Source organism: Photobacterium profundum, assembly GCF_003026285.1.
GTDB lineage: Bacteria > Pseudomonadota > Gammaproteobacteria > Enterobacterales > Vibrionaceae > Photobacterium > Photobacterium profundum.
On record NZ_PYOD01000010.1, the window covers coordinates 1 to 24,349 of the forward strand.

Consider the following 24,349-nt stretch of genomic DNA (forward strand, 5'->3'; position numbering starts at 1 on the left):
TGAAAATCCTCGTGTCGGTGGTTCGATTCCGCCTCGAGGCACCATTACAATTCCCTTTTAGTTCAGTTGGTAGAACGCCGGACTGTTAATCCGTATGTCGCTGGTTCAAGTCCAGCAAAGGGAGCCAAATAACTTTAAGTTGAGAAATCAGCTTATAGTACAAAATTTAGTGTGCCGACTTAGCTCAGTAGGTAGAGCAACTGACTTGTAATCAGTAGGTCACCAGTTCGACTCCGGTAGTCGGCACCATCTTTTGGAAAACCTCATCTTCGGATGAGGTTTTTTTTTGTCTTTTTTGTCAAAGGCATTTGACTTCACCAATAGCTACCCCTAACTCATTCACCCAAACTATCTATTGATAAGCCTAACAAAATGAAGAAAATACCGAATATACGTATAACTTCAGATATTAGTGTTAGACCATAATACGTATAATCAATACCAGTTAAACGGCTCACTGCATATATAGGTAAACCGCTCAGCAGTTTTGCACTTCAACTGACGACGTCCCCACACATAACAAGCAAGGTTAATTCTCATAAATGGCCAGCATCAAAATATCGGTGGAACGACTAACCGAAGGCTTATATATAAAGTTGCCACTGCAATGGGCTGATCACCCGTTTCTTCGAAATCATTTCAAAATTAAAGATCAGCAACAAATTCGCCTGATCCAAAAACTAGGCATTCAATTTGTTTACCTGCTGCCAGAAAAGAGTGATAACAACCCTCTTGCCCCCGAGACAACAGTAGATAACATTTCAGAACAAGAAGAGAAATTTCTCGATAAACAAGCAGAAAAACTCTGGCAAGAAAAACAAGGACGAATAGAACGCCTTAGAAACTACAAACGTAAAATTCAACGTTGTGAAAAGAATTTTGATCGCTCCATGTCACAGCTACGTTCCATTATGGGGAAAATTAAAAGCCGCCCATTAAATGCCATCACTGAAGCTAATTTTTTAGTTGAAAGCATGGTGGATACTTTAATGGAAGCAGACAATGTCGCATTGCATTTAATGAATGATAAAAAAGATTCCGAAGATATCTACTTTCATTCTCTGAATGTTGCGGTACTGTCCATGCTGTTAGGTAAGTCTCACGGTATGTCTGCGGCAGAAATTAAAGTCATTGCGTTGGGCGCACTGTTTCACGATATGGGAAAGCTTAAAATCCCAACCGCGATCTTACGAAAAACAACACCATTATCAGCCCCTGAAATCAACTATTTGAAACTGCACCCTAAATACAGTTTTGATTTAGCTAGCCTTGCTGATAACTTTCCTAAAGCCGCAATGCCTATTCTGCTTCAGCACCATGAAATGCTTGATGGTAGCGGTTATCCGAAACAGCTGAAAGCCGATGACATCGATTTATACGCTCAACTAGTCTCTGTCATTAACGCTTATGACAATCTGTGTCATCCCACGGATAAGAGCCAATCTCGCATTCCCTATAGCGCCCTGTCTTATTTATTCAAAAATAAAAAATCACAATATAACAATGATTTTTTAGCGCTATTGGTCCGGATGATGGGGGTGTATCCTCCAGGTAGCGTCGTGCAACTCTCTAACCAACAATTAGGGTTAGTGGTTTCAGTTAATTCAGATCGCTTACTGTATCCAAATATTTTAATTTACGACCCTTCAGTTCCTCCCAATGAGGCACCTATTTTAGATCTGGAAGAAAGTGAATTAAAAATCGAGCGAGCGATACCACCGAATAAGCTCCCTGAAAAGGTGCATGTTTACCTTAATCCTCGGGTACGTATTTCATATTACTTTGATCCTAATGATTAACGATAAACTCAACTTAGCTCAGGACGAGACATCAAGCATAAAAAAGCCCTTAACGTATAAGGGCTTTTATTTTAGGCTGTAACTAGTAAGTAATCACTTACCAAGTAAACATCTCTTTTATCCACGCCTCAGGTTGATTACCCGTACATTGCGCTTTCAATTTGCCATCAGTATCCCATGCGGGTAAAGACTGCGTACCACTACAATTAAAGCTCAACGTACCATTCGGCTGCCTATCATATTTCACCGTTGTGATCTTATTTGGCCAATCAAGTCGTAACACGGTAGGTTGACGACGTTGCAAGTAATTGGCATATAAACGTAACGCACCAGCAGAACCCGTAAGTTTTACTGGTTTATTGTCATCACGACCTATCCATACAGTGACGACTTCACGCCCGTCAGCACCGGCGTACCAGCTATCACGCGCTTTATCGGTTGTACCTGTTTTACCCGCTAATGCAGCCCAACCAAATGTCGGCTGCAAAAAACGCGCTGTACCTTGGCTGACAACGTTTTTCATTCCATATGTTGTAAGCCATGCAGCTTGCTCTGGCACTGCTCTAGAGGCTTTAGGAACGCTTTGATAAAGCAGATTACCTTCGAGATCGACCACGGCACGTAACGCGGTCAGTTTGGACTTTCGCCCACCATTGGTAATCGTCTGGAACATCTGCGTTACTTCAAATGGGGTTAGCGTAAATGCGCCCAGTAAAATTGACGGTAGTTTAGGAACTTCATTTCGATCAACCCCTAGTTGCTCCATGGTATCAATCACCGCCCCTAAGCCAACTTGCATCCCTAGATTAACGGTCGGTACGTTCAGCGATTTTGCCAATGCATAATACAAAGGTACTTCTCCACGAAATTTACGGTCGTAATTTCGAGGCTTCCATTGCGTTCCTTTACTGCCTTTCAATGCGATAGGTTTGTCATCAATCGTTGTGGCCAACGTAAAGCGTTCAGGATGACGAAGCGCGGCCAAATAGACTGCAGGCTTAACCAATGACCCTATTTGACGGCTCGCATCGAGGGCACGGTTAAAGCCCGCATAACCAGGACGACTTCCGCCAATCATGGCGCGAATTTCACCGGTTTGACGATCAGCAGCCACTAAAGCCGTTTCAACAGACACCCCAGCTTTTTTATTCAGCTTCGGGATCATCTCTGCCACTGTATTTTCAGCTTCTTGTTGTGAGAGAGGATCTAACGTACTAAAAATACGTAAACCAGTACCAGGAGTGAACTTATCACCCACCTTTAGCTTCAGTTCACGCTGTAGTTGCTGGAAATAAGCAGGCTGACGGGTCGCAATCATTGGCTTCGACTGTACATCTAATCCGCGAGATGCCGCTTGTTCATATTGGCCACCATTTAAGATCCCGTTATCCATCATTAAACGAAGCACGAGATCGCGACGTTGACGCGCTCGTTCAGGGTTACGCCACGGATTATAGTAAGACGGCCCTTTTACCGTACCCACCAGCATCGCTAGCTGATCAATCCGTAATTCTTGAATAGGTCGACCAAAATATAAACGAGCCCCAAGAGCAAAACCATGAACTTCTTTGGCCCCATCTTGCCCCAAATAGATCTCGTTCAAGTAAGCTTCTAAGACTTGATCTTTGCTATAGCGGTAATCAATGATCATCGCAATATATGCTTCTCGCACTTTACGCCACAGACTTCTTTCTCGGCTTAAAAATAAATTCTTCGCTAGCTGCTGAGTTAACGTACTACCGCCTTGTACTGTACGACCTGCTTTTATGTTCGCAAATAAAGCACGTGCAATCGCCAGAGGAGAAACACCATCATGATGGTAGAAATCCCGATCTTCAGTCACTAACAAGGCGTCGACCAATACCTCTGGAAACTGCTCTCTAGGCAAAAACATACGCTGCTCTGCTGTCGTTGAACCTAACATCCCCAACATTTTCGGTTCTAATCGAACATAACCCAACGGCTTTTTGGTACCGACTTGTTCTATGCTTTTTAATCCACTCTTATCAAACGTCAACATCACATGACGCTGGCTTTCTGGACCCGTTTCAAAGTCAAATGAGCGCCGGAAAAACTCAATCCGAGTCGAAGATGATGAATACTCCCCCACACGTTGAGGATTCCGTACCTTGTGATATTGCAACAAGTCCAGTTCACGGCGAACTTCTTGTAAGCTGATCGGCTGCCCAGGCTGCAGGGTTAATACACGCCCGTAAACCACGGCAGGCAAATTCCAGATCTGACCATCCATTCTATCTCGTACGATCGTATCGAGATAAATGCCGATCACTAACAACACCGCACATACCACTAAGCTGATCTTGAAACCAAGTAGCATCAACCAACGTAACCAACCAGATTTCTGAGGTTTTTTCTTTCGGGTACTTTTTTTACGTGTACCTGTTGATTTTTTAGGTGCTTTTTTAGCTGGTTCTTTTTTTACAGCCGTCTTTGTTGGAGACTTACGGCGAGGCGTTGCAGGCTTTTTAGGATCAAGCGTTTTGCTTTTAGTAACGTGTAACTTTGCTTGCTTACGCTCTGGAGCCAATGGGCTGTCAGACAAGATCGTCATAATGCTTCAACTATGGTGGTTCCCAAAATCATTGTTCTTTTATATGCAGCATAACGGTAATCGTTTTAAGCATCATAAAAGAACATTCTCATATTCTTTTTATTTAAAACTAAATGGTTAGTTCATTATTTTGTTCAGGCGAATAGTCACATATACTTTTTAGTTCTACGGGTTGGTAAATGATTAGCCGGATCATCAGGCCAAACATGTTTCGGGTATCGTCCTTTCATTTCTTTTTGTACATCACGATAAGAGCCTTGCCAAAATGCAGCTAAATCTTGCGTAATTTGTAACGGTCGTTGGGCTGGGGATAAGAGCTCCAACACTAACGGTACGCGTCCATTCGCTATCTGAGGCGATGTTTTCTCACCAAACATCTCTTGCATCCGGACTGCTAATACTGGCTTATGTCCAACTTGATAACGAATAGGATAACGAGATCCTGTAGGTACTTGAAAATGTGTTGGAAGTACAACATCCAACATTTTCGCTTGTTCCCAGCCTAACCGTGCCTCAAGGGCTGCTTTTAAATCGAGTCGAGCAATAGATTTAAGCGTGGTCATTCCGGTCATAAAAGGTAACAACCATAGTTCAGCATCAGCCAATAAGGTCTGATCATCCATGGCCGGTAAATCCAAATCAGGTAACCACTCATGCGCACAACGTGCACGCGTCAACAAATTAGAGGTTTTCTCATTCCAAGGTAAAACAGATAACCCTTTACGTATAATGGCATTTAATAACGCTTCACTCGCTTTAGCGGGATCTGGTGCATCCATCACACTGCGTTGTAAAATAATCTTACCGCAACACAAATGTTTTTCTGCGGTTAAGCGCCCTTTTTTATCATCCCAATCAAGCCATTCTTGCTCTGAAAATAAAGACGGCAATAGTTCTTGTAAGCGATGACTATCGGTTGCAACGCATGAAAAGACTCGACTATCACCTTGCCTTGTCTTCACAACATCAGCAACCACCAGCATGGCTTCATTTGCCATCGGCTCATCGGCTGGCAGCATTACCCCTTGCCCATTCGACAATTGATAGCGCCCATCGGTGCCTCTCGATAAAGCAATACGATCGGGATAACCTGCCGCCATTATCGGGGCTATCCATTCAGCAGATACCGACAATGATAACGAAGCAGGTTGGCTTAGTTTGGCGAGGTGTTGCTTAGCACGCAATTGATACTGGCGAGCACGAGGTAATTTACCGCTTTCCAGTAAATTGAGTTGAAAATGCACATCAGGGCTGTTCATGCCACGCGGTGGATCTTCCAATAAAGCCACCAGTAGTGCTGCCGTTGTCACCGCCGAGGAGCGGCCCACCGTATGGTTTGAGTCAAACTGCTGCGCTGTAATCAACATAACAGCATGACGAGGGTCGGTCCCCATTGTCTGCGTTTGCTTACCCACTTCAGTTAACTGAAAGCGCTCATCCATAATACCAAGTTGTTGTAATAAGCGCCGCGATTGCAGCAAAGCTGGTTGTGGAGGCACATCAGACCAACGTAATTCACTGGCATCATTACAGCCCCATTGGGCTAACTCCATCGCTAAAGAAGTCAGATCGGCCCGCAAAATTTCAGGCTGAGGTGTTATCGGTTGACGAGAAAGCTGCTCTTCGCTGTACAAACGCACACAAATACCCGGCTCTAAGCGCCCAGCTCGCCCCGAACGCTGTTCAGCTGATGATTGTGCAATGCGTACTTGCTCTAAGCGACTGATACCTGTTTTAGGATCCCACAGTGCAATACGCTCTAAGCCACAATCAATCACCAATCGAATGCCTTCTATGGTCAGGCTCGTTTCGGCAATATTAGTTGCTAACACCACTTTTCGTTTGCCTTTCGGTGCAGGCATAATCGCTTGTTGCTGCTGCTCATTGCTCAACAGTCCAAACAGCGGGCTGATCAACACATTATCTGCGACCCGCTCTGTCAACATATCGGCCAAACGCTTTATTTCTCCCGCTCCCGGCAAGAAAATCAATATCGAACCAGGTTCTGTATCCAACAGCTGAAGCGTTTCCCGGCAGCAGCTCTCTAATAATTGATAGTGATCACTTACCGACTTATAACGGTATTCAACTGGAAAGCACCGTCCATTCGATTCAATATAGCCAGCATCAGGCAATAAACCTTTGAGCGCATCGGCATCTAAGGTTGCCGACATCACCAACAGCTTTAAATCATCACGTAAGGCTTCTTGTACTTCCAAGGCGAGTGCTAACGCCGTATCTGCATGAATGCTACGCTCATGAAATTCATCAAATATCAGTAAATCGATACCTTTTAATTCAGGATCTTGCTGCAGCATTCGCGTCATAACCCCTTCGGTCACAATCTCTAGCTGCGTCGCTTTGCTTACCTTACTTTCACCACGAACGCGTAACCCAACCGTTTCACCTACGCGTTCACCCAGTTGTTTCGATAGATAATTAGCTATATTTCTCGCCGCTAAACGACGCGGTTCAAGCATAATAATTCGCCCAAAGAGAGCCCCACCCTGTATCGCCTTTGAGCGAGACACTAATAACTCAAGGGGTAAGCGAGTTGATTTACCAGCCCCAGGCGGCGCTTTTAGGATCAGTTGAGGACTGCTCGCTAATGTCGTCAGTAAATCAGGTAAAACAGTATCGATAGGCAATTGCGACAAGATGAAAACCTTATGTCATGATCTAATAGAGCAGGCAACATTGTACAAGAAAGTGAGGTCAAATGAGTGACATTACAGAAAAGCTCTTTTTCGCATTGGGGTTACCCCCTATAACTGATGAAAAAAATGACTGTAATCTAAAGTCCTATCAGCAACTATGTCAGCTTAAAAATACGGTTGCAGCAGAAATGCAGGGTAAGCCTATTTTTAACAATAACTTACATATTACCTTGGTATTTCTGGGTGCTGTCAAACAACAACAAAAACAGCGATTAATCACCAATGTGAATCAACTTATTGCACCTCAAGCATTTTCAGTATCATGCTCAGAATTGCACTATTGGCCACGTAGCCAAGTAATTTGGCTTGATTGCCATGCCTACCATCCAGTGCATCAACAACGCCACCAGCAGCCATCAACGTCACTCCAGACGCTAGTCTGTTTACTTCAACAAGCCGCTATCCATGTAACGAGTGATGCTGTTAGTAACCAAGCATCGGGGTATATCCCCCACATAACACTCTGTAAAAAGGTAACGTCACGCCCACACCTATCACCGTTACCCCAACAATTAGACTTTCACTTTCAACACTTTGGTCTGTATATTTCAGAGACTATCAAAACAGCTCATGGTAGCGGCGTTCAATACCGTTGCCTGCAACAATGGTCGTTAGCTGCTGCTCATATTAACAACTGATCATGTTAATAACCCAATACCGCCTAGGAACCTATAACCATGAAGTTCGATCCCCCTCTTCAATCTGCCACATTAATAAAGCGCTATAAACGCTTCCTTACTGATATTGAATTACCCGATGGCGAAATACGCACTATTCATTGTGCCAATACAGGAGCGATGACTGGTTGTGCTGAACCCGGAAATACCGTTTGGTTCTCAACATCAGAAAATAAAAAGCGTAAATATCCTAATAGCTGGGAGCTTGCAGAAACGGCAAATGGACATTGGATTTGTGTTAATACAGCACAAGCTAACCGACTGGTTGTAGAGGCAATTAACGCTGGTACCATCACAGAATTACAAGGCTATTCGTCACTTAGAACCGAAGTTAAGTATGGTAGTGAAAACAGCAGGATAGATATCCTATTAGAAGATAAAAATAAACCTGTCTGCTATATTGAGGTGAAAAGCGTAACATTATTGGATAATGGTCAAGGTTTTTTCCCTGATGCGGTAACAACTCGAGGGCAAAAACACTTAAGGGAATTGATCGAAGTGGCTCAAAATGGGCAAAGATCAGTACTTTTTTTCGCTATTTTGCATTCAGGCATTGAAAATGTGTCTGCGGCACACCACATAGACCCAGACTATTATCGTTTAATTAAACAAGCAGAACAGGCTGGCGTTGAAATCATCTGTTATAAAGCGATTTTAAATAAAGATGAGATCAAATTAAACCACTGTATAAATTTCAATCAATAATGTTGAAAAAGTGATGCTTTCTTCACATTGGTATAAAATTGAACACATACAGTAATTGCTACCAATACGCCTTTCTGCTATAGATAGCGCCCAAAATTAACCAGTGACGGTTATTAGGTATATTAGGAGATGCTATATGCCAGAGATCAAGCTTAAAAAATCACTTGGCATCCTGGCTATTGCTGGGTTAGAGCCATACCAAGAAAAAGTCGGCGAAGAATACATGGGAGAGGAGCAACTTGCGCACTTTCATCAAATTCTCGACGCATGGCGTAACCAGCTTCGTGAAGAAGTTGATCGTACTGTAAACCACATGCAGGACGAAGCAGCCAACTTCCCGGATCCAGTAGACCGCGCAGCTCAAGAAGAAGAGTTCAGCTTGGAACTACGTAATCGTGACCGTGAACGTAAGCTGATTAAAAAAATTGAAAAGACACTTCAACGTATTGAAGATGATGATTTCGGTTTCTGTGATTCCTGTGGCGTTGAGATCGGTATCCGCCGTCTTGAAGCACGCCCAACTGCCGATCTATGTATTGACTGTAAAACACTTGCAGAAATTAAAGAAAAGCAGATGGCAGGCTAATACCCTCAAAGGTATTGAACAGCAACTGATTGAAAGAGGGAGCAGATGCTCCCTCTTTTCTTTACGATCATTTTATAACGTACATCAATCATATTAAGAATATTGAAAACATTTACTTAATATAATTGGGACTTTTCTAACCACTATCTCTGTTTTAATGTGTTTATGACCACTGATACTCACTATGTCGGACGCTTCGCCCCTTCCCCCTCAGGCCCACTTCATTTTGGCTCGCTGATTGCAGCTTTAGGCAGCTACCTACAAGCGCGTTCACAACATGGAAAATGGCTTGTTCGTATCGAAGATCTTGATCCTCCACGCGAAATAGCGGGAGCAGCTGATAATATTCTACGTACATTAGAGGCATACGGGTTAACATGGGATGGCAGTGTGATGTATCAAAGTCAACGTCATGGTGCTTATCAAGCTCAAATCGATCAATGGTTACATGATGGCGATGCGTATTACTGTCAATGTACTCGAAAACAAATTAAAACAGCGGGTGGCTTTTATCCCGGAACTTGTCGCCACCTTCATCGCTCAGCAGAAAATAGTGCCGTTCGACTTAATGTTGACACACCCATTACATATTTTGTTGATAGATTGCATGGTCGAATAGACATTCCGGCGACATTAGCACAAGAAGATTTCATCATTCGCCGTCGTGATGGGCTGTATGCCTATAACCTCGCAGTGGTACTTGATGACATTGAACAAAACATAACAGAGATTGTTCGTGGTGCAGATCTCATTGAACCAACGGGACGGCAGATTGGCCTATATCGCCAATTACAGCACCCTGAAGTGAGTTATTTGCATTTACCATTAGCAGTCACCGATAACGGTAATAAGTTATCAAAACAAAATCATGCGCCAGCTATTGATAAAAGTAACCCTGTTCCAGCACTAATTGCAGCGATGTCTTTCCTTGGTATGGCACCACCAGCTGCACTTATCAAAGAAGAGCTGAAAGACGTTTTGCAATGGGGAATTCACGCTTGGTGTATCGATAATCTGCCAAAAACGACAGAAATTATCCTAACCAAGACACATTAAAATCAGGGTAAATGAGCACTGCCATTCTAAAATGGCTTGCTGTGATATATCATATGCGGCTGTTTGTTGAACCAGATGCACGAATACGAGGTGTATTATCTTTAATCGAGTAGCCAGCTTTTGCCGTAAAGTACTGAATCGCGACAGTAGTACTCGCGATACCGAGGACCAACCCTTGCAAGTTTTTCAACGCCAAGAGCACGGCATTTCACGTAAAGATATCAGCGAAAATGCGCTGAAGGTACTTTATCGCCTGAATAAAGGAGGCTATGACGCCTATTTAGTCGGTGGTGGTGTACGTGATCTTTTATTACACAAACAACCTAAAGATTTTGATATTGCAACCAACGCAACCCCGGAAGAGATTAAAAGTCTATTCCGTAACTGCCGCCTGATTGGACGCCGTTTCCGTCTTGCGCACATTTTGTTTGGTCGTGATGTTATTGAAGTCGCTACTTTCCGAGGTCATCACTCTGATGCACCTGTGAAAGTAGAAATTAAAGATAAAGCCGATGCAAAGGGCAAACAGCAGATTTCATCAAAAAGCCAAGAAGGCATGTTGTTACGCGACAATGTCTACGGCACGATAGATGAAGATGCTGAACGTCGTGATTTCACGATCAATGCCATGTACTACAGTGCTAAAGATTTCACGGTAACCGATTACGCGAATGGCGTAGAAGATCTCAATAATCGCATTGTGCGTTTAATGGGAGATCCAGAAACACGCTACCGTGAAGATCCAGTTCGTATGCTGCGTGCAGTACGCTTTGCCGCTAAATTAGACATGACGATTGAAGAAAAAACCGCAGCGCCGATTGAAGAACTTGCACCATTGTTGCGAGATATTCCATCAGCACGCTTATTTGAAGAAAGTTTAAAGCTGCTTCAAGCGGGTCAAGGTCTAGCAACATACAAGCTGCTTCGTCAATACAATCTATTTCAACAGTTGTTCCCTATTCTTGCCGATCACTTTACTGAAGATCACAGCAGCCAAACGGAACAAATGATTGAACACATTTTAGCAGCGACAGATAAGCGTATTGCAGAAGATAAACGTGTAAACCCTGCATTTATCTATGCCGCGATGTTGTGGTACCCACTAACAACACGGGCAGAAGAAATATCTTTTGCTAGTGGTTTAGCATTTTATGATGCCTTTATGGTTGCCGCTAACGACATCTTAGATGAACAAGTTCGCAGTATTGCCATTCCACGCCGTCATACCACGACAGTACGTGATATCTGGCAGCAACAAATTCGCTTTAGCCGTCGTTCTGGCAAGCGTGCATTCAAAATGATGGAACATCCTAAGTTCCGTGCAGCGTATGATTTCATGGAAATGCGTAGCCATTTTGAAGGCGATGATATTGTTGAGCTAACCAGCTGGTGGAATGAATTCCAAAATGCTGACCGCCCACTTCGCGGTAAGATGGTTCAAGAAATTAATGATGATGGAGGACGCCGCCCTCGTCGCCGCCGTCCACAACGTCGTAAAAAGCCACAAGCAAAGTCATCATCATGATCCGCTCTTATATCGCTATTGGCAGTAATCTGGGTGATCCCATTTCACAAGCAATGAGTGCTATAAAAGCCCTAAAACAGATTCCGGCAATCACAGTGGTTGCCGAATCATCGCTGTACAGCAGTACCCCGATGGGTCCACAAAATCAACCGGATTATATTAATGCTGTTGTTGCAATCGACACCACATTAACGCCGTTAGAGCTGCTGAACGCAACCCAAGCTATCGAGCTTGAGCATGGACGCGTCCGTAAAGATGAACGCTGGGGGCCAAGAACCTTGGATCTCGACATTATTCTTTATGGCGATCTGGAACATCACTGCGAACGGTTAACCGTTCCACATTATGGAATGAAAGTACGTGAATTTGTACTTTATCCACTTGCCGAAATTATCCCTGATTTGATTCTGCCTGATAGTACTGCGCTTTCGCAGTTATTGACGCAGGTAGACCGCAATGGCTTAGCTATCTGGCAAGCATAAAACATTGATCAGGGTGAGGGAGAAGTTATGAAAAAAATAACAATCAACGACCTGATGACATGGAAGAACGAAGGTCGTAAATTTGCGTCGATCACAGCATATGACGCAAGTTTTGCTCAATTATTTGAGCAACAGGAAGTACCAGTAATGCTGGTTGGCGATTCATTGGGCATGGTTTTACAAGGTAAACCTGACACCCTGCCAGTCAGTGTAAGTGATATTGCTTACCACACGCGATGTGTACGAGCTGGTAGCCCTAACTCTCTTTTAATGGCTGATATGCCATTCATGAGCTACAGCACCCCAGAACAAGCGTGTGAGAGTGCTGCAGAGCTTATGCGAGCTGGTGCTAACATGGTAAAACTGGAAGGTGGAGCATGGTTAGCTGAAACCGTCACAAAGCTTACCGAGCGTGCCGTTCCGGTATGTGCTCACTTAGGCCTTACTCCACAATCTGTAAATATTTTTGGTGGGTACAAAGTTCAAGGTCGCGATTTTGATCACGCTGAACAGATGGTCAAAGATGCTATTTTATTGAAAAATGCTGGTGCTCAAATCATTTTGCTGGAATGCGTACCTGCAAGTCTTGCAGAGCGCATAACTAAAGCAGTTGAAGTACCTGTTATTGGGATTGGCGCTGGTAACGTAACAGATGGTCAGATCCTAGTGATGCACGACATGTTTGGTATATCTGCCAACTACATGCCGCGTTTTTCAAAAAATTATCTAGCTGAAACTGGCGACATGCGTACAGCTGTCAGCAAATACCTAGAAGAGGTTGAGGCCGGTACTTTCCCTGGACCCCAACACACCTTTGAGTAAGGAATAAAAGATGCAAACATTCGTCGAAACCGCCCTATTAAGAGAGCAGATTCGCGCATTGCGTCGTGAAGGTCGTCGTATCGCTTTTGTTCCAACGATGGGCAATCTTCATGATGGTCATCTAACGTTAGTACGTAAAGCTCGTGAACATGCAGACATTGTTGTTGTGAGTATTTTTGTTAACCCAATGCAGTTTGAAAAAGCTGACGACTTAACAAACTACCCGCGTACTTTAGACAATGATCTGGCGAAGTTGAATAGCGAAGGGGTTGACCTTGTATTCACTCCAACACCTGAAGTTATGTACCCACAAGGTTTGGAACGTCAAACATTTGTTGAAGTACCAGGCTTATCGCAAATGCTAGAAGGCGCATTGCGTCCAGGTCATTTCCGTGGTGTTGCAACGGTTGTAACCAAGCTATTCAATATGGTGCAACCTGATGTCGCTTGTTTTGGTGAGAAAGATTACCAACAGCTAGCACTATTGCGTCAAATGACACTCGACATGGCAATGGATATCGACATCATTGGTGTGCCAACCGTACGTGAAATGGACGGTTTAGCAATGAGTTCTCGTAATGGTTACCTAACGGTTGACGAACGTCAACGTGCCCCAGTTTTAGCACGCACAATGCGTTGGGTGAGCAGCCAAATGCGCGGTGGTCGTACGGATTATTCTGAAATTATCGTTGATGCCAATGATCAGCTTCGTGCTGCGGGGCTTCAACCTGATGAAAGCTACATTCGTGATGCAGTAACGCTACAAGCGGTATCAGAAGAAACCCAGCAAGCGGTCATTCTGATGTCAGCACAGCTTGGTAAAGCCCGCTTAATCGATAATCAAGTAGTTGAACTGACCCAACCAGCAGCGCCTGTAGCAGAAGCGTCTGAGTCATAATAGACAACTCGCTTAGCACGACAGATAACACTGTTTAAAAAAGGCCGAATATCGAAAGATAATCGGCCTTTTTGTTACCACTAGTTAGCTTCAAATTTTCATCTTACGAACGCAAGCCAATACCGCGAGAAATCAGATAGTAAGCAATCGAATATAAGAAAAGAATAAATCCAGTCAGTACCCCAAATGATGTCACAATACCCACATCAGACACCCCTAAAAAGCCGTAGCGGAATGCATTCACCATATAAACAATAGGGTTCAACTTTGACACACCCTGCCAAAACTCAGGCAATAAGTTGATCGAGTAAAATACCCCACCAAGGTAGGTCAATGGGGTTAGAATAAAGGTTGGAATAATACTAATATCATCAAATGTGCGGGCAAACACCGCATTAATCAATCCGCCAAGTGAGAACACAATCGAGGTCATCAAGATCGTAGCAATTATTACCCCTAAATGAGCAATACTGAGGTCAACAAAAAACAGCGATACCACGCTAACAATGAAACCAACCCCTAAACCACGCAATACACCACCACCGACATAGCCAGCAATAATGATGTAATTAGGGACTGGTGCCACGAGTAATTCTTCAATGTTGTGCTGGAATTTAGCACTGAAAAAAGATGAAGCTACGTTGGAATATGAATTGGTGATCACTGACATCATGATCAGACCCGGTACGATATATTCCATGTAACTAAAACCGTTCATTTCACCAATTCGGCTACCAATTAGGTTGCCAAAAATAATGAAATACAAGGTCATCGTGATAGCAGGTGGCACCAAGGTTTGCACCCAAATACGAGTAAAGCGGTGAATTTCTTTGGTGATCAGGCTTTTAAAAGCGATCCAAAATTGGTGGTTCATGCTTGTGCCTCTTTGTTTGATGATGCTTGACTCTGTGCAATTAGCGTCACAAACAATTCTTCTAAACGGTTCGATTTATTGCGCATCGACATTACGTCAATCCCTTGCGCAGTCAAAGCGGTAAAAATCGTATTCAGCCCTTTGTCCTTTTCAATATCGACTTCTAGGGTATGGTTATCAGGCAAACGCCAATTTAAGCCGTCAAGCTTCGGTTTATTACCATTAAGCTTAATATCCAAAATAAAGGTTTCGACTTCTAGCTTACCGAGTAACGCTTTCATGCTGGTGCATTCCACTAACTCGCCGTGGTTAATGATACCGATATTACGGCACAGCATTTCTGCTTCTTCTAAATAGTGGGTGGTCAGAATAATCGTGACACCCTGACGATTAATTTCACGTAGAAATGTCCACATAGAACGACGTAACTCGATGTCGACACCAGCTGTTGGCTCATCAAGAATAAGCAGCTTAGGTTCATGCATCAATGCACGAGCAATCATTAAACGACGCTTCATACCACCAGAAAGATTACGCGCACGTTCATTGCGCTTTCCCCATAGGTCGAGCTGACTGAGGTACTTTTTAGCACGCTCTCGTGCCAACGGTTTATCAACGCCATAATAACCGGCTTGGTTAACAACAATCTGCTCAACGGTTTCAAATGGATTAAAGTTAAACTCTTGTGGTACTAACCCCAATTGATTTTTCGCTTTAACAAGATCTGAGTCAATATCGTAACCAAATACCTTTACCGACCCCGAAGTCTTGTTAACTAATGAACTTATTACACCTATTGTTGTTGACTTACCTGCACCATTTGGGCCTAGTAATGCAAAGAAGTCTCCTTCTTCGACAGATAAGCTCATGTTTTTAATAGCTTCAACGCCACCCTTATAGGTTTTACTTAAATTTTTGATTTCCAGTGCGTTCATAAAATACAATCTTAATGTTAGAAATTTTCATCAAATGTCACTAGTTTTCACAAAAAGAGTAACTAATCCGATTTGCTATTAGTCCAGCTTGTGTATAGTAGAGGACATATTAAATAAAGGCATTATCATGGCAGATATTAAGCAGTTATTCGCAAACAATCTCTCTTGGTCGGAGAACATCAAGGAAGATAAACCCGAATTTTTTTCTCATCTCGCAGAATCACAACAACCACAATATCTATGGATTGGCTGTTCCGATAGTCGAGTACCCGCAGAGCGCCTTACTGGGCTAGACTCGGGCGAGCTATTTGTTCACCGAAATGTGGCGAACCAAGTCATTCACACTGACTTAAATTGTCTTTCTGTTATTCAATATGCTGTTGATGTGCTCAAGGTCAAACACATCATCGTTTGTGGGCACTATGGATGCGGTGGTGTTACCGCAGCGATTGAGAACCCTCCCCTCGGCCTGATTAATAACTGGTTATTGCACATCCGCGATTTGTACCTAAAGCATCGCAGTGACCTTGGTACACTAGCTCGTGAAGATTGGGACAACAAGCTGTGCGAAATCAATGTTGCCTCTCAGGTCTATAACCTTGGTAACTCAACAGTCATGCAACAAGCTTGGGAACGTGGTCAACAAGTGAAAATCCATGGCTGGATTTACGGTATTGATAATGGCGTATTACGCGATTTAGGCGTAACTGCAACCAGTCGCGAATCTTTAGAGGTAGCTTATCAAGCCGCAATGTCTGCAATTCTACCACCAAAAGAATTGTAATTTTTCATTGTACGTACTAAAAACAGAATATAAAAAAAGCGACTACTCAATGAGCAGTCGCTTTTTTGTATTCTATTTGTCACGCACAAGACTCTTACACCATTTGGATAATGGGTATTAGTCTTCTAGTGGTACCACTTTACCGATAAAAGGTAAGTGACGGTATTTTTGTGCGTAATCGATGCCTACACCGACAACAAACTCATCAGGAATCACAAAACCATACCAATCAACGTTTACATTGACTTCACGGCGTTCTGGCTTATCCAATAATGTACAAATACGGATAGAATTGGGTTCACGCAGAGATAAGATTTCACACACTTTATTTAGCGTATTACCAGTATCGATAATATCTTCAACGAGCAGGACATCTTTACCTTTAATGTCGTCATCCAGATCTTTTAGGATACGTACATCACGGTTACTTTCCATTGTATTGCCGTAACTTGATGCAGTCATGAAGTCAACTTCATGAGGAAGGTCAATTGCACGTGCTAAATCAGCCATAAAGACAAAAGAACCACGCAACAAGCCAACCATAACAAGGTTCTCTGATCCCTTGTAACATTCAGTAATTTGCTTTCCTAGCTCTTTTACTCGTGCCTGAACATCCTGCTCAGAAATTAATACTTCAACTGTATGTTTCATCTTATTCTCCATCAGTACGACCGCATCAGCCGCCTGCAGGCTATCTAATACCAAAGAAGGCTCATTCTATCATTCATTGATGCTAATAGTTATTTTATCGATAGTGTCAATTATACGACACACTTAAATTAAGTTGGGTTTGAATACGCTTTGTTGCTGATGTAGAGTTAGTCATACAAAACAAATACATAATACTTATAAATACTTATGGCTAGGGATCACGTGCTCATGGATACGATCGTAAAAAAAACGCGTACTCGTCTTTCACCTGAAAAAAGAAAACAACAGCTTCTCGATTTTGCTTTAGATGTATTTGCTCGCCGCGGAATAGGCCGAGCAGGACATGCAGATATTGCTGAAATGGCCAATGTGTCAGTGGCCACCGTCTTCAATTACTTTCCAACCCGTGAAGCATTGGTTGAAGAAGTATTGCTCCAAGTTGAAAACCGTTTTAGCCTTCTACTGTCAGAATGCTTAGATGAGCAAGATAAAACGTTACATGCCCGTCTACGCTGCATTTCACACACTCTTATCGATGCGGTTATCGAACAACAAGACTGGTTAAAAGTATGGTTTGAATGGAGCACATCTGTTCGAGACGATATTTGGCCACAGTTTATTAGTGGTAATAAAAAAAGTCTGAAGCGCATTGCGGTAGCATTTGAGCAAGGCAAAGAAAATAATGAAATTGATAGTGATAATTCATCTGATGATTTAGCTCACCTGCTACACGGCCTATGCTACATCTTATACTTGCAGACGAACTTACACCCAGATCAAGACCGAATGCGCGAGCAAGCAGAACGCTATATCAGCACTCTGTACCTTGCTAAGTAAGTCTAGATTTATAGACAAAAAAAGGTCAGCTCCAGCTGACCTTTTTTATCAAATAAACATTTATTATTACGATAATTTAGCGTTAATTTTGACGTTCTAACTCGCGTTGGCAAAAACTACAGGCTCATGCGGCTCTACATTGATCGCCACTTTATCACCAATATTCAATATTAAATGTGAGTTGACCACTAATGAATGCCCCTGATACTTCACGGTATAACGGCAGTTATCGCCCATAAACTGTTGCTCTACGATGACCCCGCCTCCATCAACTTGAGGCTGAACATGTAAATTCTGAGGGCGTAATAACCATTCAACATTATCGTCTTGCCGATAAGTAAGTTCAGAACTAAATTCAATGTCGCCAAATGGTGTAAATAGATGCTTGTCGTTTTTCACTGTCGCCGGAAGGTAAGAACCCGTACCTAAAAACTCTGCAACAAAACGACTGCTTGGGCGATAATAGAGATCTGTCGCGGTGCCAAATTGCTCAATAATACCGTTATTCATAACAGCAAGACGATCAGCAAACGCGAAAGCCTCTTCTCTACTGTGAGTAACAAAAATCGCAGTAACGCCCTGCGCTTTAAAAATACGACGAATTTCTTTAATCAAACCGTGACGTACTTGAGTATCAATATTCGAGAACGGTTCATCTAATAAAATTAAATCAGGCTCACAAGCTAATGCGCGTGCAATAGCAACTCGTTGCTGCTGCCCACCCGATAACTGATGTGGATAGCGATCATCAAGTTTAGTGAGGTGAACAAGCTCTAACATTTCCTGAATTTTGGCCAGAATGCGGGTTTTATCCCAATTTTTCAAGCCAAAAGCAATGTTCTCAGCCACAGTGAGGTGTGGGAATAATGCATAGTCTTGAAAGATCATGCCGATATTACGCTTTTCGGGGGGTAACCAAGTCGTTTCATCCACCACAACACGACCATTAATCGTCATGCCGCCGCTCTCTAATGGCAACAGACCTGCAATCGCTTTAAGTAAGGTTGTTTTACCGCAGCCACTCGCACCAAGCAAACAGACAATTTCGTTATCTTCAACAGGCAATGAGAGGTTCTGTAATACCGGCTGGCCGTTATAACGGCACGTTAAATTAGTAACGGATAATGCACTACTCATCAGTGTTTCTGCTCCAAAGAACGGTTAATCATCACCAATGGGATCAGACCAACGATAACTAATAAAATCGCAGGTAGAGCGGCCTGCTCTAACTGCTCATCCGAGGCAAAATTAAAAACATAGGTCGCCAATGTTTCAAAATTAAAGGGCCGTAATAATAATGCCGCATTTAATTCTTTCATCGATTCAATAAACACCAACAAACCTGCAATTAAACAACCACGACGAATTAATGGTAAATGAACACGGCGCAACATCGCTGTGGATGCATACCCCATAGTTTTTGATGCCATATCTAACGACGGAGATATCTTCGCTAAACTGCTTTCAATACTACCAATGGCTACCGCCGCAAAACGCACTACAAAAGCAAAGATTATGGCAAACATGGTGCCAGAGAAAATCAACCCAGGTCGACCTAATTCATACGATCGTGCAAGGTCATTTACTAAATGATCAACCGATGTAAGAGGGATTATCACGCCAATCGCTAGCACGGTTCCCGGTACTGCATAGCCCATTGAAGCTAAACGCATCGGCACTGCGGTATACTTGCTGCCATCTAAGCGACGATAGAAATTAACGATTAATGCCAAGATAACCGCGACTACAGCGGCAATAATTGAAACAGATAAGCTGTTAAGGCTGTATTGCAGAAATTGACTGGTCCAGCTTTCTGCAAAATAGTGCCATGCATAATAACAAAGCTGAAGTAATGGGAATGCAAAGGCCATACAGACCAATCCCCAACACCATATGATTGCACACCATTTTTTAGCACCCGTTAAGGTATAGCGAACATCATCACCATGCTCAAACTGCTGCTGAAATAACTTTTGCTTCCGGCGGCTAAAGCGTTCAGTGCTAATCAAAAAGAAAATCACTAACAACATCAACGATGATATTTTGGCTGCCGCATTTAAGTTTGAGTAGCCTAGCCATGTGTCATAAACCGCGGTTGTTAGCGTATTAACGGCAAAATAACTCACCGTACCGAAATCACCTAAAGTTTCCATTGCTACAAGAGATAACGCCACCGCGATAGAAGGGCGAGCTAATGGTAATGATATACGACGGAAACTTTGCCATGGCGAACAACGCAGCAAACGAGCAGATTGAAGCAAACTAACACTTTGCTCCATAAAAGCCGCACGAGCTAATAAGTAGATATAAGGATAAAGAACGAGTGCTAGAACAACACAAGCCCCACCCAAAGAACGAATATTAGGAAACCAGTAATCATGGATTGTTTCCCAGCCAAACACATCACGTAAGAAGATTTGAACCGGACCAGCATAATCAAACCAGTTGGTATAAATATATCCCACAATATAGCCCGGCATAGCCAACGGTAATACCAGAGCCCATTGCAGAATTTTTTCTCCCGGAATACGACACATCGCCATAATCCAAGCAGAAGGCAGACCTAACAGAAGCGCTAAAACGGAGGTACCCAACACCAACCAAACCGTATTAGCGGCATAAGTCCCCATTACGGTACTCATTAAATGAGAAAACACCTCATCAGAATCACCCAATGCGGTGTAAAAAATAGCTAGAATTGGTAGCACCAACAACAAGGATAATACCCAGCTACTGGATTGCCAAAATATATGTTTTTCTTTCATCGCCTACTACTTAGTCACTTTAACAATAAATCTGCGGCATCAGTACTAACACACATATAACAACGTCGTGCTCAATTATCATTGCAGCCTGATGACACTATTTTTCAAGCTAGAGAAACTACCACAACTGATTAGAAAAGGTACTAGGCTTTAACCAAAAAAAGGGGCATTAAGCCCCATTTTTTGTATTAATTTATAAATCAAATTTCACTTCATCAAGAAGCTTGATTGCAGCGCTGTGATACTCAGCCACTTTTTCTAGTGGTAAGTCGTCTGCTTTAAAGTCACCCCATGATGCAACAAGCTCTGAACGCTTAACACCCTCTTTAACTGGGTATTCGTAGTTTACTTCAGCATACATCTGCTGAGCTTTATCGCCGGTTAGGTATTCCATCAGCTTTTGAGCATTGTCTTTGTTCGGCGCATATTTCGCCATTGCCATGCCACTTACGTTTACGTGCGTGCCATTGCCTTTTTGTCCTGGGAAGTCGATGTAAACCGCTTCAGCCCATGCCTTCTGCTTCTCATCGTTAACCATCTTGCCTAGGTAATAGCTGTTACCGATAGCCAAATCACAAAGACCTTCTTTAACGGCTTTAACCTGATCACGGTCATTACCTTGTGGCTTACGTGCAAGGTTGGCTTTCACGCCTTCTAACCATGTTTTTGCTTCAGCTTCACCGTAGTGAGCAATCATCGACGAAACAAGTGAAATATTGTATGGGTGTTTACCTGAGCGAGTACAAATTTTGCCTTTCCACTCTGGCTTAGCAAGATCTGTGTAATCAAATTCAGTAGGTAGGTGACCAACACGATCACGTGATGAGTACACGTTACGGCTACGTAATGTCAGTGCAAACCACTCATCTTCTGAATCACGGTATTGTGAAGGAACATTTGACTCAATAACTTTGCTGTCAACTGGCTGAACAAGCTTCATATCAGCAAGTTCAACTAAGCGGCTAATATCTGTTGTTAGTACAACATCGGCTGGGCTGTATTCGCCTTCTTGCTTTAGCTTCTCTGACAAGCCTTTTTTTGCGAACTTAACGTTTACTTTAATACCCGTTTCTTGAGTAAATTCTTTAAACATTGGTTCAACCAAAAACGGCTGACGGTAAGAGTAAACATTCACTTCTTCAGCAGCAATAGCCGCTTGAGGTGCAGCAAGACCAAATAAGATAGCCGAAGCCAACAGCTTTTTCATTGAGTTAAATCCCTTAATGCAAAATGCAATGATAACAATTATCAATATCGATACAATTATACTGTAGCACTTCAACAAAACAATGCTCAGAAACAAAATAAATAAAAAAAACGGTGCTAATTAGCACCGTTTTTTTAAAGTTGTGAACTAAATATATGTTACCTATTTCGTATTCAATTTCACACAGGCAAACTTAGCTCACATCTGTTATTTCAAGCTTACAAATTCAGGATAAGCATCTACACCACAGTCATGTAAATCCATTCCAGCCATTTCTTCCTCTTCTGTAACACGGATACCAATGGTCACTTTAATAACAAACCAAACCACAAAGCTTGCTACAAATACCCATGCAAAGATAACCGCAGCACCTAATAACTGTGCACCAAATGATGCATCACCGTTACTGAAAGGCACAACCATAAGGCCAAAGAAACCACATACACCGTGTACTGAAATAGCACCGACAGGATCGTCAATCTTGATTTTATCTAGCGCGAGAATACTAAAGACAACTAATACACCAGCAACCACACCCACAATCACAGAAGCAATCGGTGATGGTGACAGTGGGTCGGCAGTGATAGCCACTAAGCCAGCCAAGGCACCATTCAATATCATGGTTAAATCCGCTTTACCCCACATTGTTTTACACACTGCCAGCGATGCAATAGCACCCGCAGCTGCTGCTGCATTGGTATTTAGGAAGATTTGACCAACAGCTGATGCGTTTTCAAAGTCAGACAACATTAGCTGTGAACCACCGTTGAAGCCGAACCAACCTAACCAAAGAATAAAGGTACCTAGCGTAGCGAGTGGCATATTAGAACCAGGTATCGGGTTAATTTCACCATTTTTACCGTATTTTCCTTTACGTGCACCCAGTAATAAAACACCTGCTAATGCAGCTGAAGCACCCGCCATGTGAACAATACCCGAGCCAGCAAAATCACTAAACCCTGCTTCAGATAGGAAGCCACCACCCCATGTCCAGTAGCCTTCCATCGGATAAATAAAGGCCGTCAAAACGACAGAGAAAAGAAGGAATGACCACAGTTTCATTCGTTCTGCCACAGCACCTGATACCACGGACATTGCTGTTGCGACAAATACAACTTGGAAGAAAAAGTCAGATTCAAGTGAATGATCAGCACCTTCTGCTTGCGTACCAATTAAGGCACCAATTGAAGGTAACCAGCCACCCTCACCATTATCAACGTACATAATGTTATAACCAACGATAAGGTATGTAGTACATGCAATCGCATATAAGCAAAAGTTTTTGGTTAAGATTTCAGTGGTATTTTTTGAACGTACCAGGCCGGCTTCTAGCATGGCGAATCCTGCCGCCATCCACATAACCAATGCACCTGATATTAAAAAGAAGAATGTATCGAGAGCATAACGCAGCTCTGTAACAGTTGTTGTCAATTCCATGGTCGTTTCCCCTGTAACTGCTAAATTTTTATTTCAAATATCTATAAGTGGGATCTACAGCGCTTCGAGATCAGTCTCACCAGTACGAATACGTACCGCATGATCAAGGTCGTAAACGAAGATTTTGCCATCACCAATTTTGCCGGTTTGTGCCGCATTAGAGATGGCATCAACAATTGCTTCAAAATTGTCAGCTTGAGTTGCAATTTCGATTTTAACCTTCGGCAAAAAATCGACTTGGTATTCAGCGCCACGATATAGTTCGGTATGTCCTTTTTGACGGCCAAATCCTTTGACCTCAGAAACCGTCATGCCTTCAACGCCAACATCAGCTAATGCTTCACGTACATCATCAAGTTTGAAAGGTTTAATAATTGCACTAATCAATTTCATTCTTCGCTCCTTAAGTTCACATTCCTTCTGGCTTATTTAATTAGTTACAAGCTTTATGCCAACTTTTAAAACAACTAAAAATCAACACATTAGGATATTCCCCTTATAGAAACGAAAAAAGGCCGCACCAATATGATGCAGCCTTTTCACTATAAGTAAGCAAAGCCGTAGGTAAAGTGTTAATACACTTAAAAACGGGTTACAAATGCCCGCCAAGCTTGCAGTACTAACTCAAAGTCTTCAAAACCACAACACGACACACTCTCTTCATCATAAAAATGCATGTCTTCATCGAAATCTTCTTCTTCTTCAGAGAACAAGTAGTTAGCTTGAATTATTGCTTCATGATCTTGCAAAATCAAACTCAGTTCATCACCCAATAATCGCCATTCTTTGGTGCTATTTTTTAATGCACCGATTTGGCCCAGGATCGTATCCATCTTCTCAAAATCTTTACCAACCTCTTCAATCAACCAACGGCCAATAATTTCATGACCCATAGAAAAAGTGGCATGATAGCTACCGTCTAGGGTGTTTTTCTTAAATTCGTAGTCCATAGTAGCTAGCCTCAAACTCTGTCGTATTCTTGGTATAATATCTGGAAGACCGCACATTCTCAGGATCTGA

23 protein-coding genes and 2 tRNA genes are annotated in these 24,349 nt (G+C 42.7%); 13 read left to right on the top strand and 12 right to left on the bottom strand.

What is annotated here, in order from left to right; genetic code table 11:
- The first annotated feature begins 51 nt into the window (after positions 1-51).
- The 3 genes from C9J48_RS19195 (at position 52) to C9J48_RS19205 (ending at position 1,799) form a co-directional block, all read left to right on the top strand.
- Positions 52-127 (top strand) — tRNA-Asn (locus tag C9J48_RS19195).
- 46 nt (positions 128-173) lie between these two features.
- A tRNA-Thr gene (locus tag C9J48_RS19200) sits at positions 174-249 on the top strand.
- Between the two features lie 293 nt (positions 250-542).
- A complete protein-coding gene (locus tag C9J48_RS19205) occupies positions 543-1,799 on the top strand; it encodes a cyclic di-GMP phosphodiesterase (protein ID WP_006232510.1) in 1,257 nt (418 codons plus the stop codon).
- A 97-nt stretch (positions 1,800-1,896) separates the two neighbouring features.
- Here the strand turns inward: C9J48_RS19205 and mrcB are convergent, their stop codons facing one another.
- Both mrcB and hrpB read right to left on the bottom strand, forming a co-directional pair.
- Positions 1,897-4,371, bottom strand: a complete 2,475-nt coding sequence (gene mrcB, locus C9J48_RS19210; RefSeq protein ID WP_006232509.1) for a penicillin-binding protein 1B — start codon at positions 4,369-4,371, stop codon at positions 1,897-1,899.
- Between the two features lie 146 nt (positions 4,372-4,517).
- Positions 4,518-7,028, bottom strand: coding sequence for an ATP-dependent helicase HrpB (hrpB, locus tag C9J48_RS19215; RefSeq protein ID WP_006232508.1), 2,511 nt, complete (start codon positions 7,026-7,028; stop codon positions 4,518-4,520).
- 62 nt (positions 7,029-7,090) lie between these two features.
- Between hrpB and C9J48_RS19220 the strand changes: the two genes are divergently transcribed.
- From C9J48_RS19220 to gluQRS, 4 genes are all read left to right on the top strand, one after another.
- The gene (locus C9J48_RS19220; RefSeq protein ID WP_006232507.1) at positions 7,091-7,726 is read left to right on the top strand and encodes a 2'-5' RNA ligase family protein; all 636 of its coding nucleotides are present in this window, start codon (positions 7,091-7,093) and stop codon (positions 7,724-7,726) included.
- A gap of 39 nt (positions 7,727-7,765) precedes the next feature.
- Positions 7,766-8,470, top strand: coding sequence for a DNA/RNA nuclease SfsA (sfsA, locus tag C9J48_RS19225; RefSeq protein ID WP_006232506.1), 705 nt, complete (start codon positions 7,766-7,768; stop codon positions 8,468-8,470).
- 136 nt (positions 8,471-8,606) lie between these two features.
- Positions 8,607-9,056, top strand: coding sequence for an RNA polymerase-binding protein DksA (gene dksA / locus C9J48_RS19230; protein WP_006232505.1), 450 nt, complete (start codon positions 8,607-8,609; stop codon positions 9,054-9,056).
- A gap of 165 nt (positions 9,057-9,221) precedes the next feature.
- Positions 9,222-10,112, top strand: coding sequence for a tRNA glutamyl-Q(34) synthetase GluQRS (gene gluQRS / locus C9J48_RS19235; protein WP_006232504.1), 891 nt, complete (start codon positions 9,222-9,224; stop codon positions 10,110-10,112).
- A 49-nt stretch (positions 10,113-10,161) separates the two neighbouring features.
- Here the strand turns inward: gluQRS and C9J48_RS28295 are convergent, their stop codons facing one another.
- On the bottom strand, positions 10,162-10,293 hold the full coding sequence (locus tag C9J48_RS28295; RefSeq protein WP_258191565.1) for a hypothetical protein: 132 nt from the start codon (positions 10,291-10,293) through the stop codon (positions 10,162-10,164).
- Between C9J48_RS28295 and pcnB the strand changes: the two genes are divergently transcribed.
- From pcnB to panC, 4 genes are read left to right on the top strand one after another with little or no spacing between them, the layout of a single operon-like run.
- On the top strand, positions 10,246-11,637 hold the full coding sequence (pcnB, locus tag C9J48_RS19240; RefSeq protein ID WP_036803959.1) for a polynucleotide adenylyltransferase PcnB: 1,392 nt from the start codon (positions 10,246-10,248) through the stop codon (positions 11,635-11,637). The genes C9J48_RS28295 and pcnB overlap by 48 nt on opposite strands.
- Positions 11,634-12,119, top strand: a complete 486-nt coding sequence (gene folK / locus C9J48_RS19245) for a 2-amino-4-hydroxy-6-hydroxymethyldihydropteridine diphosphokinase (protein ID WP_006232502.1) — start codon at positions 11,634-11,636, stop codon at positions 12,117-12,119. The genes pcnB and folK overlap by 4 nt, the downstream gene beginning before the upstream one ends.
- 27 nt (positions 12,120-12,146) lie before the next feature.
- The gene (panB, locus tag C9J48_RS19250; protein WP_006232501.1) at positions 12,147-12,941 is read left to right on the top strand and encodes a 3-methyl-2-oxobutanoate hydroxymethyltransferase; all 795 of its coding nucleotides are present in this window, start codon (positions 12,147-12,149) and stop codon (positions 12,939-12,941) included.
- A 10-nt stretch (positions 12,942-12,951) separates the two neighbouring features.
- On the top strand, positions 12,952-13,839 hold the full coding sequence (gene panC, locus C9J48_RS19255; protein ID WP_006232500.1) for a pantoate--beta-alanine ligase: 888 nt from the start codon (positions 12,952-12,954) through the stop codon (positions 13,837-13,839).
- A gap of 103 nt (positions 13,840-13,942) precedes the next feature.
- Here the strand turns inward: panC and C9J48_RS19260 are convergent, their stop codons facing one another.
- Positions 13,943-14,713: an ABC transporter permease gene (locus C9J48_RS19260; RefSeq protein ID WP_006232499.1), complete on the bottom strand. Its 771-nt coding sequence runs from the start codon at positions 14,711-14,713 to the stop codon at positions 13,943-13,945.
- A complete protein-coding gene (locus tag C9J48_RS19265; protein ID WP_006232498.1) occupies positions 14,710-15,648 on the bottom strand; it encodes an ABC transporter ATP-binding protein in 939 nt (312 codons plus the stop codon). The genes C9J48_RS19260 and C9J48_RS19265 overlap by 4 nt, the downstream gene beginning before the upstream one ends.
- 127 nt (positions 15,649-15,775) lie before the next feature.
- Between C9J48_RS19265 and can the strand changes: the two genes are divergently transcribed.
- On the top strand, positions 15,776-16,432 hold the full coding sequence (gene can / locus C9J48_RS19270) for a carbonate dehydratase (RefSeq protein ID WP_006232497.1): 657 nt from the start codon (positions 15,776-15,778) through the stop codon (positions 16,430-16,432).
- Between the two features lie 117 nt (positions 16,433-16,549).
- Here the strand turns inward: can and hpt are convergent, their stop codons facing one another.
- Positions 16,550-17,083: a hypoxanthine phosphoribosyltransferase gene (gene hpt, locus C9J48_RS19275; RefSeq protein ID WP_006232496.1), complete on the bottom strand. Its 534-nt coding sequence runs from the start codon at positions 17,081-17,083 to the stop codon at positions 16,550-16,552.
- Between the two features lie 228 nt (positions 17,084-17,311).
- Between hpt and C9J48_RS19280 the strand changes: the two genes are divergently transcribed.
- Entirely contained in the window at positions 17,312-17,920 is a 609-nt protein-coding gene (locus C9J48_RS19280; RefSeq protein WP_006232495.1) for a TetR/AcrR family transcriptional regulator, read from the top strand.
- A 96-nt stretch (positions 17,921-18,016) separates the two neighbouring features.
- On the opposite strand, the gene C9J48_RS19285 is transcribed toward C9J48_RS19280, so the two are convergent.
- The 6 genes from C9J48_RS19285 to C9J48_RS19310 form a co-directional block, all read right to left on the bottom strand.
- On the bottom strand, positions 18,017-19,057 hold the full coding sequence (locus C9J48_RS19285; RefSeq protein ID WP_006232494.1) for an ABC transporter ATP-binding protein: 1,041 nt from the start codon (positions 19,055-19,057) through the stop codon (positions 18,017-18,019).
- Positions 19,057-20,685 (bottom strand): ABC transporter permease, encoded by a 1,629-nt coding sequence (locus C9J48_RS19290; RefSeq protein WP_006232493.1) that lies wholly within the window; start codon positions 20,683-20,685, stop codon positions 19,057-19,059. Before C9J48_RS19290 ends, C9J48_RS19285 begins: the two co-directional genes overlap by 1 nt.
- A gap of 193 nt (positions 20,686-20,878) precedes the next feature.
- Positions 20,879-21,892 carry a Fe(3+) ABC transporter substrate-binding protein gene (locus tag C9J48_RS19295; protein WP_006232492.1) on the bottom strand — a complete coding sequence of 338 codons (1,014 nt, stop codon included), beginning with the start codon at positions 21,890-21,892 and terminating at the stop codon, positions 20,879-20,881.
- Between the two features lie 207 nt (positions 21,893-22,099).
- Complete coding sequence (amtB, locus tag C9J48_RS19300) at positions 22,100-23,329, bottom strand: ammonium transporter AmtB (RefSeq protein WP_006232491.1); 1,230 nt, start codon at positions 23,327-23,329, stop codon at positions 22,100-22,102.
- A gap of 54 nt (positions 23,330-23,383) precedes the next feature.
- Positions 23,384-23,722, bottom strand: coding sequence for a P-II family nitrogen regulator (locus tag C9J48_RS19305; protein ID WP_006232490.1), 339 nt, complete (start codon positions 23,720-23,722; stop codon positions 23,384-23,386).
- Between the two features lie 188 nt (positions 23,723-23,910).
- Positions 23,911-24,279 carry a YacL family protein gene (locus C9J48_RS19310; RefSeq protein WP_006232489.1) on the bottom strand — a complete coding sequence of 123 codons (369 nt, stop codon included), beginning with the start codon at positions 24,277-24,279 and terminating at the stop codon, positions 23,911-23,913.
- Between the last annotated feature and the right edge of the window lie 70 nt (positions 24,280-24,349).

Coding starts and splice junctions, on each gene's coding strand:
- C9J48_RS19205 (WP_006232510.1), top strand. CDS start 543: ATGGCCAGCATCAAAATATCGGTGGAACGACTAACCGAAGGCTTATAT.
- amtB (WP_006232491.1), bottom strand. CDS start 23,329: ATGGAATTGACAACAACTGTTACAGAGCTGCGTTATGCTCTCGATACA.
- C9J48_RS19310 (WP_006232489.1), bottom strand. CDS start 24,279: ATGGACTACGAATTTAAGAAAAACACCCTAGACGGTAGCTATCATGCC.
- C9J48_RS19220 (WP_006232507.1), top strand. CDS start 7,091: ATGAGTGACATTACAGAAAAGCTCTTTTTCGCATTGGGGTTACCCCCT.
- C9J48_RS19280 (WP_006232495.1), top strand. CDS start 17,312: ATGGATACGATCGTAAAAAAAACGCGTACTCGTCTTTCACCTGAAAAA.
- gluQRS (WP_006232504.1), top strand. CDS start 9,222: ATGACCACTGATACTCACTATGTCGGACGCTTCGCCCCTTCCCCCTCA.
- sfsA (WP_006232506.1), top strand. CDS start 7,766: ATGAAGTTCGATCCCCCTCTTCAATCTGCCACATTAATAAAGCGCTAT.
- folK (WP_006232502.1), top strand. CDS start 11,634: ATGATCCGCTCTTATATCGCTATTGGCAGTAATCTGGGTGATCCCATT.
- hpt (WP_006232496.1), bottom strand. CDS start 17,083: ATGAAACATACAGTTGAAGTATTAATTTCTGAGCAGGATGTTCAGGCA.
- C9J48_RS19285 (WP_006232494.1), bottom strand. CDS start 19,057: ATGAGTAGTGCATTATCCGTTACTAATTTAACGTGCCGTTATAACGGC.
- C9J48_RS19260 (WP_006232499.1), bottom strand. CDS start 14,713: ATGAACCACCAATTTTGGATCGCTTTTAAAAGCCTGATCACCAAAGAA.
- panC (WP_006232500.1), top strand. CDS start 12,952: ATGCAAACATTCGTCGAAACCGCCCTATTAAGAGAGCAGATTCGCGCA.
- dksA (WP_006232505.1), top strand. CDS start 8,607: ATGCCAGAGATCAAGCTTAAAAAATCACTTGGCATCCTGGCTATTGCT.
- can (WP_006232497.1), top strand. CDS start 15,776: ATGGCAGATATTAAGCAGTTATTCGCAAACAATCTCTCTTGGTCGGAG.
- C9J48_RS19265 (WP_006232498.1), bottom strand. CDS start 15,648: ATGAACGCACTGGAAATCAAAAATTTAAGTAAAACCTATAAGGGTGGC.
- C9J48_RS19290 (WP_006232493.1), bottom strand. CDS start 20,685: ATGAAAGAAAAACATATATTTTGGCAATCCAGTAGCTGGGTATTATCC.
- C9J48_RS19295 (WP_006232492.1), bottom strand. CDS start 21,892: ATGAAAAAGCTGTTGGCTTCGGCTATCTTATTTGGTCTTGCTGCACCT.
- C9J48_RS19305 (WP_006232490.1), bottom strand. CDS start 23,722: ATGAAATTGATTAGTGCAATTATTAAACCTTTCAAACTTGATGATGTA.
- mrcB (WP_006232509.1), bottom strand. CDS start 4,371: ATGACGATCTTGTCTGACAGCCCATTGGCTCCAGAGCGTAAGCAAGCA.
- panB (WP_006232501.1), top strand. CDS start 12,147: ATGAAAAAAATAACAATCAACGACCTGATGACATGGAAGAACGAAGGT.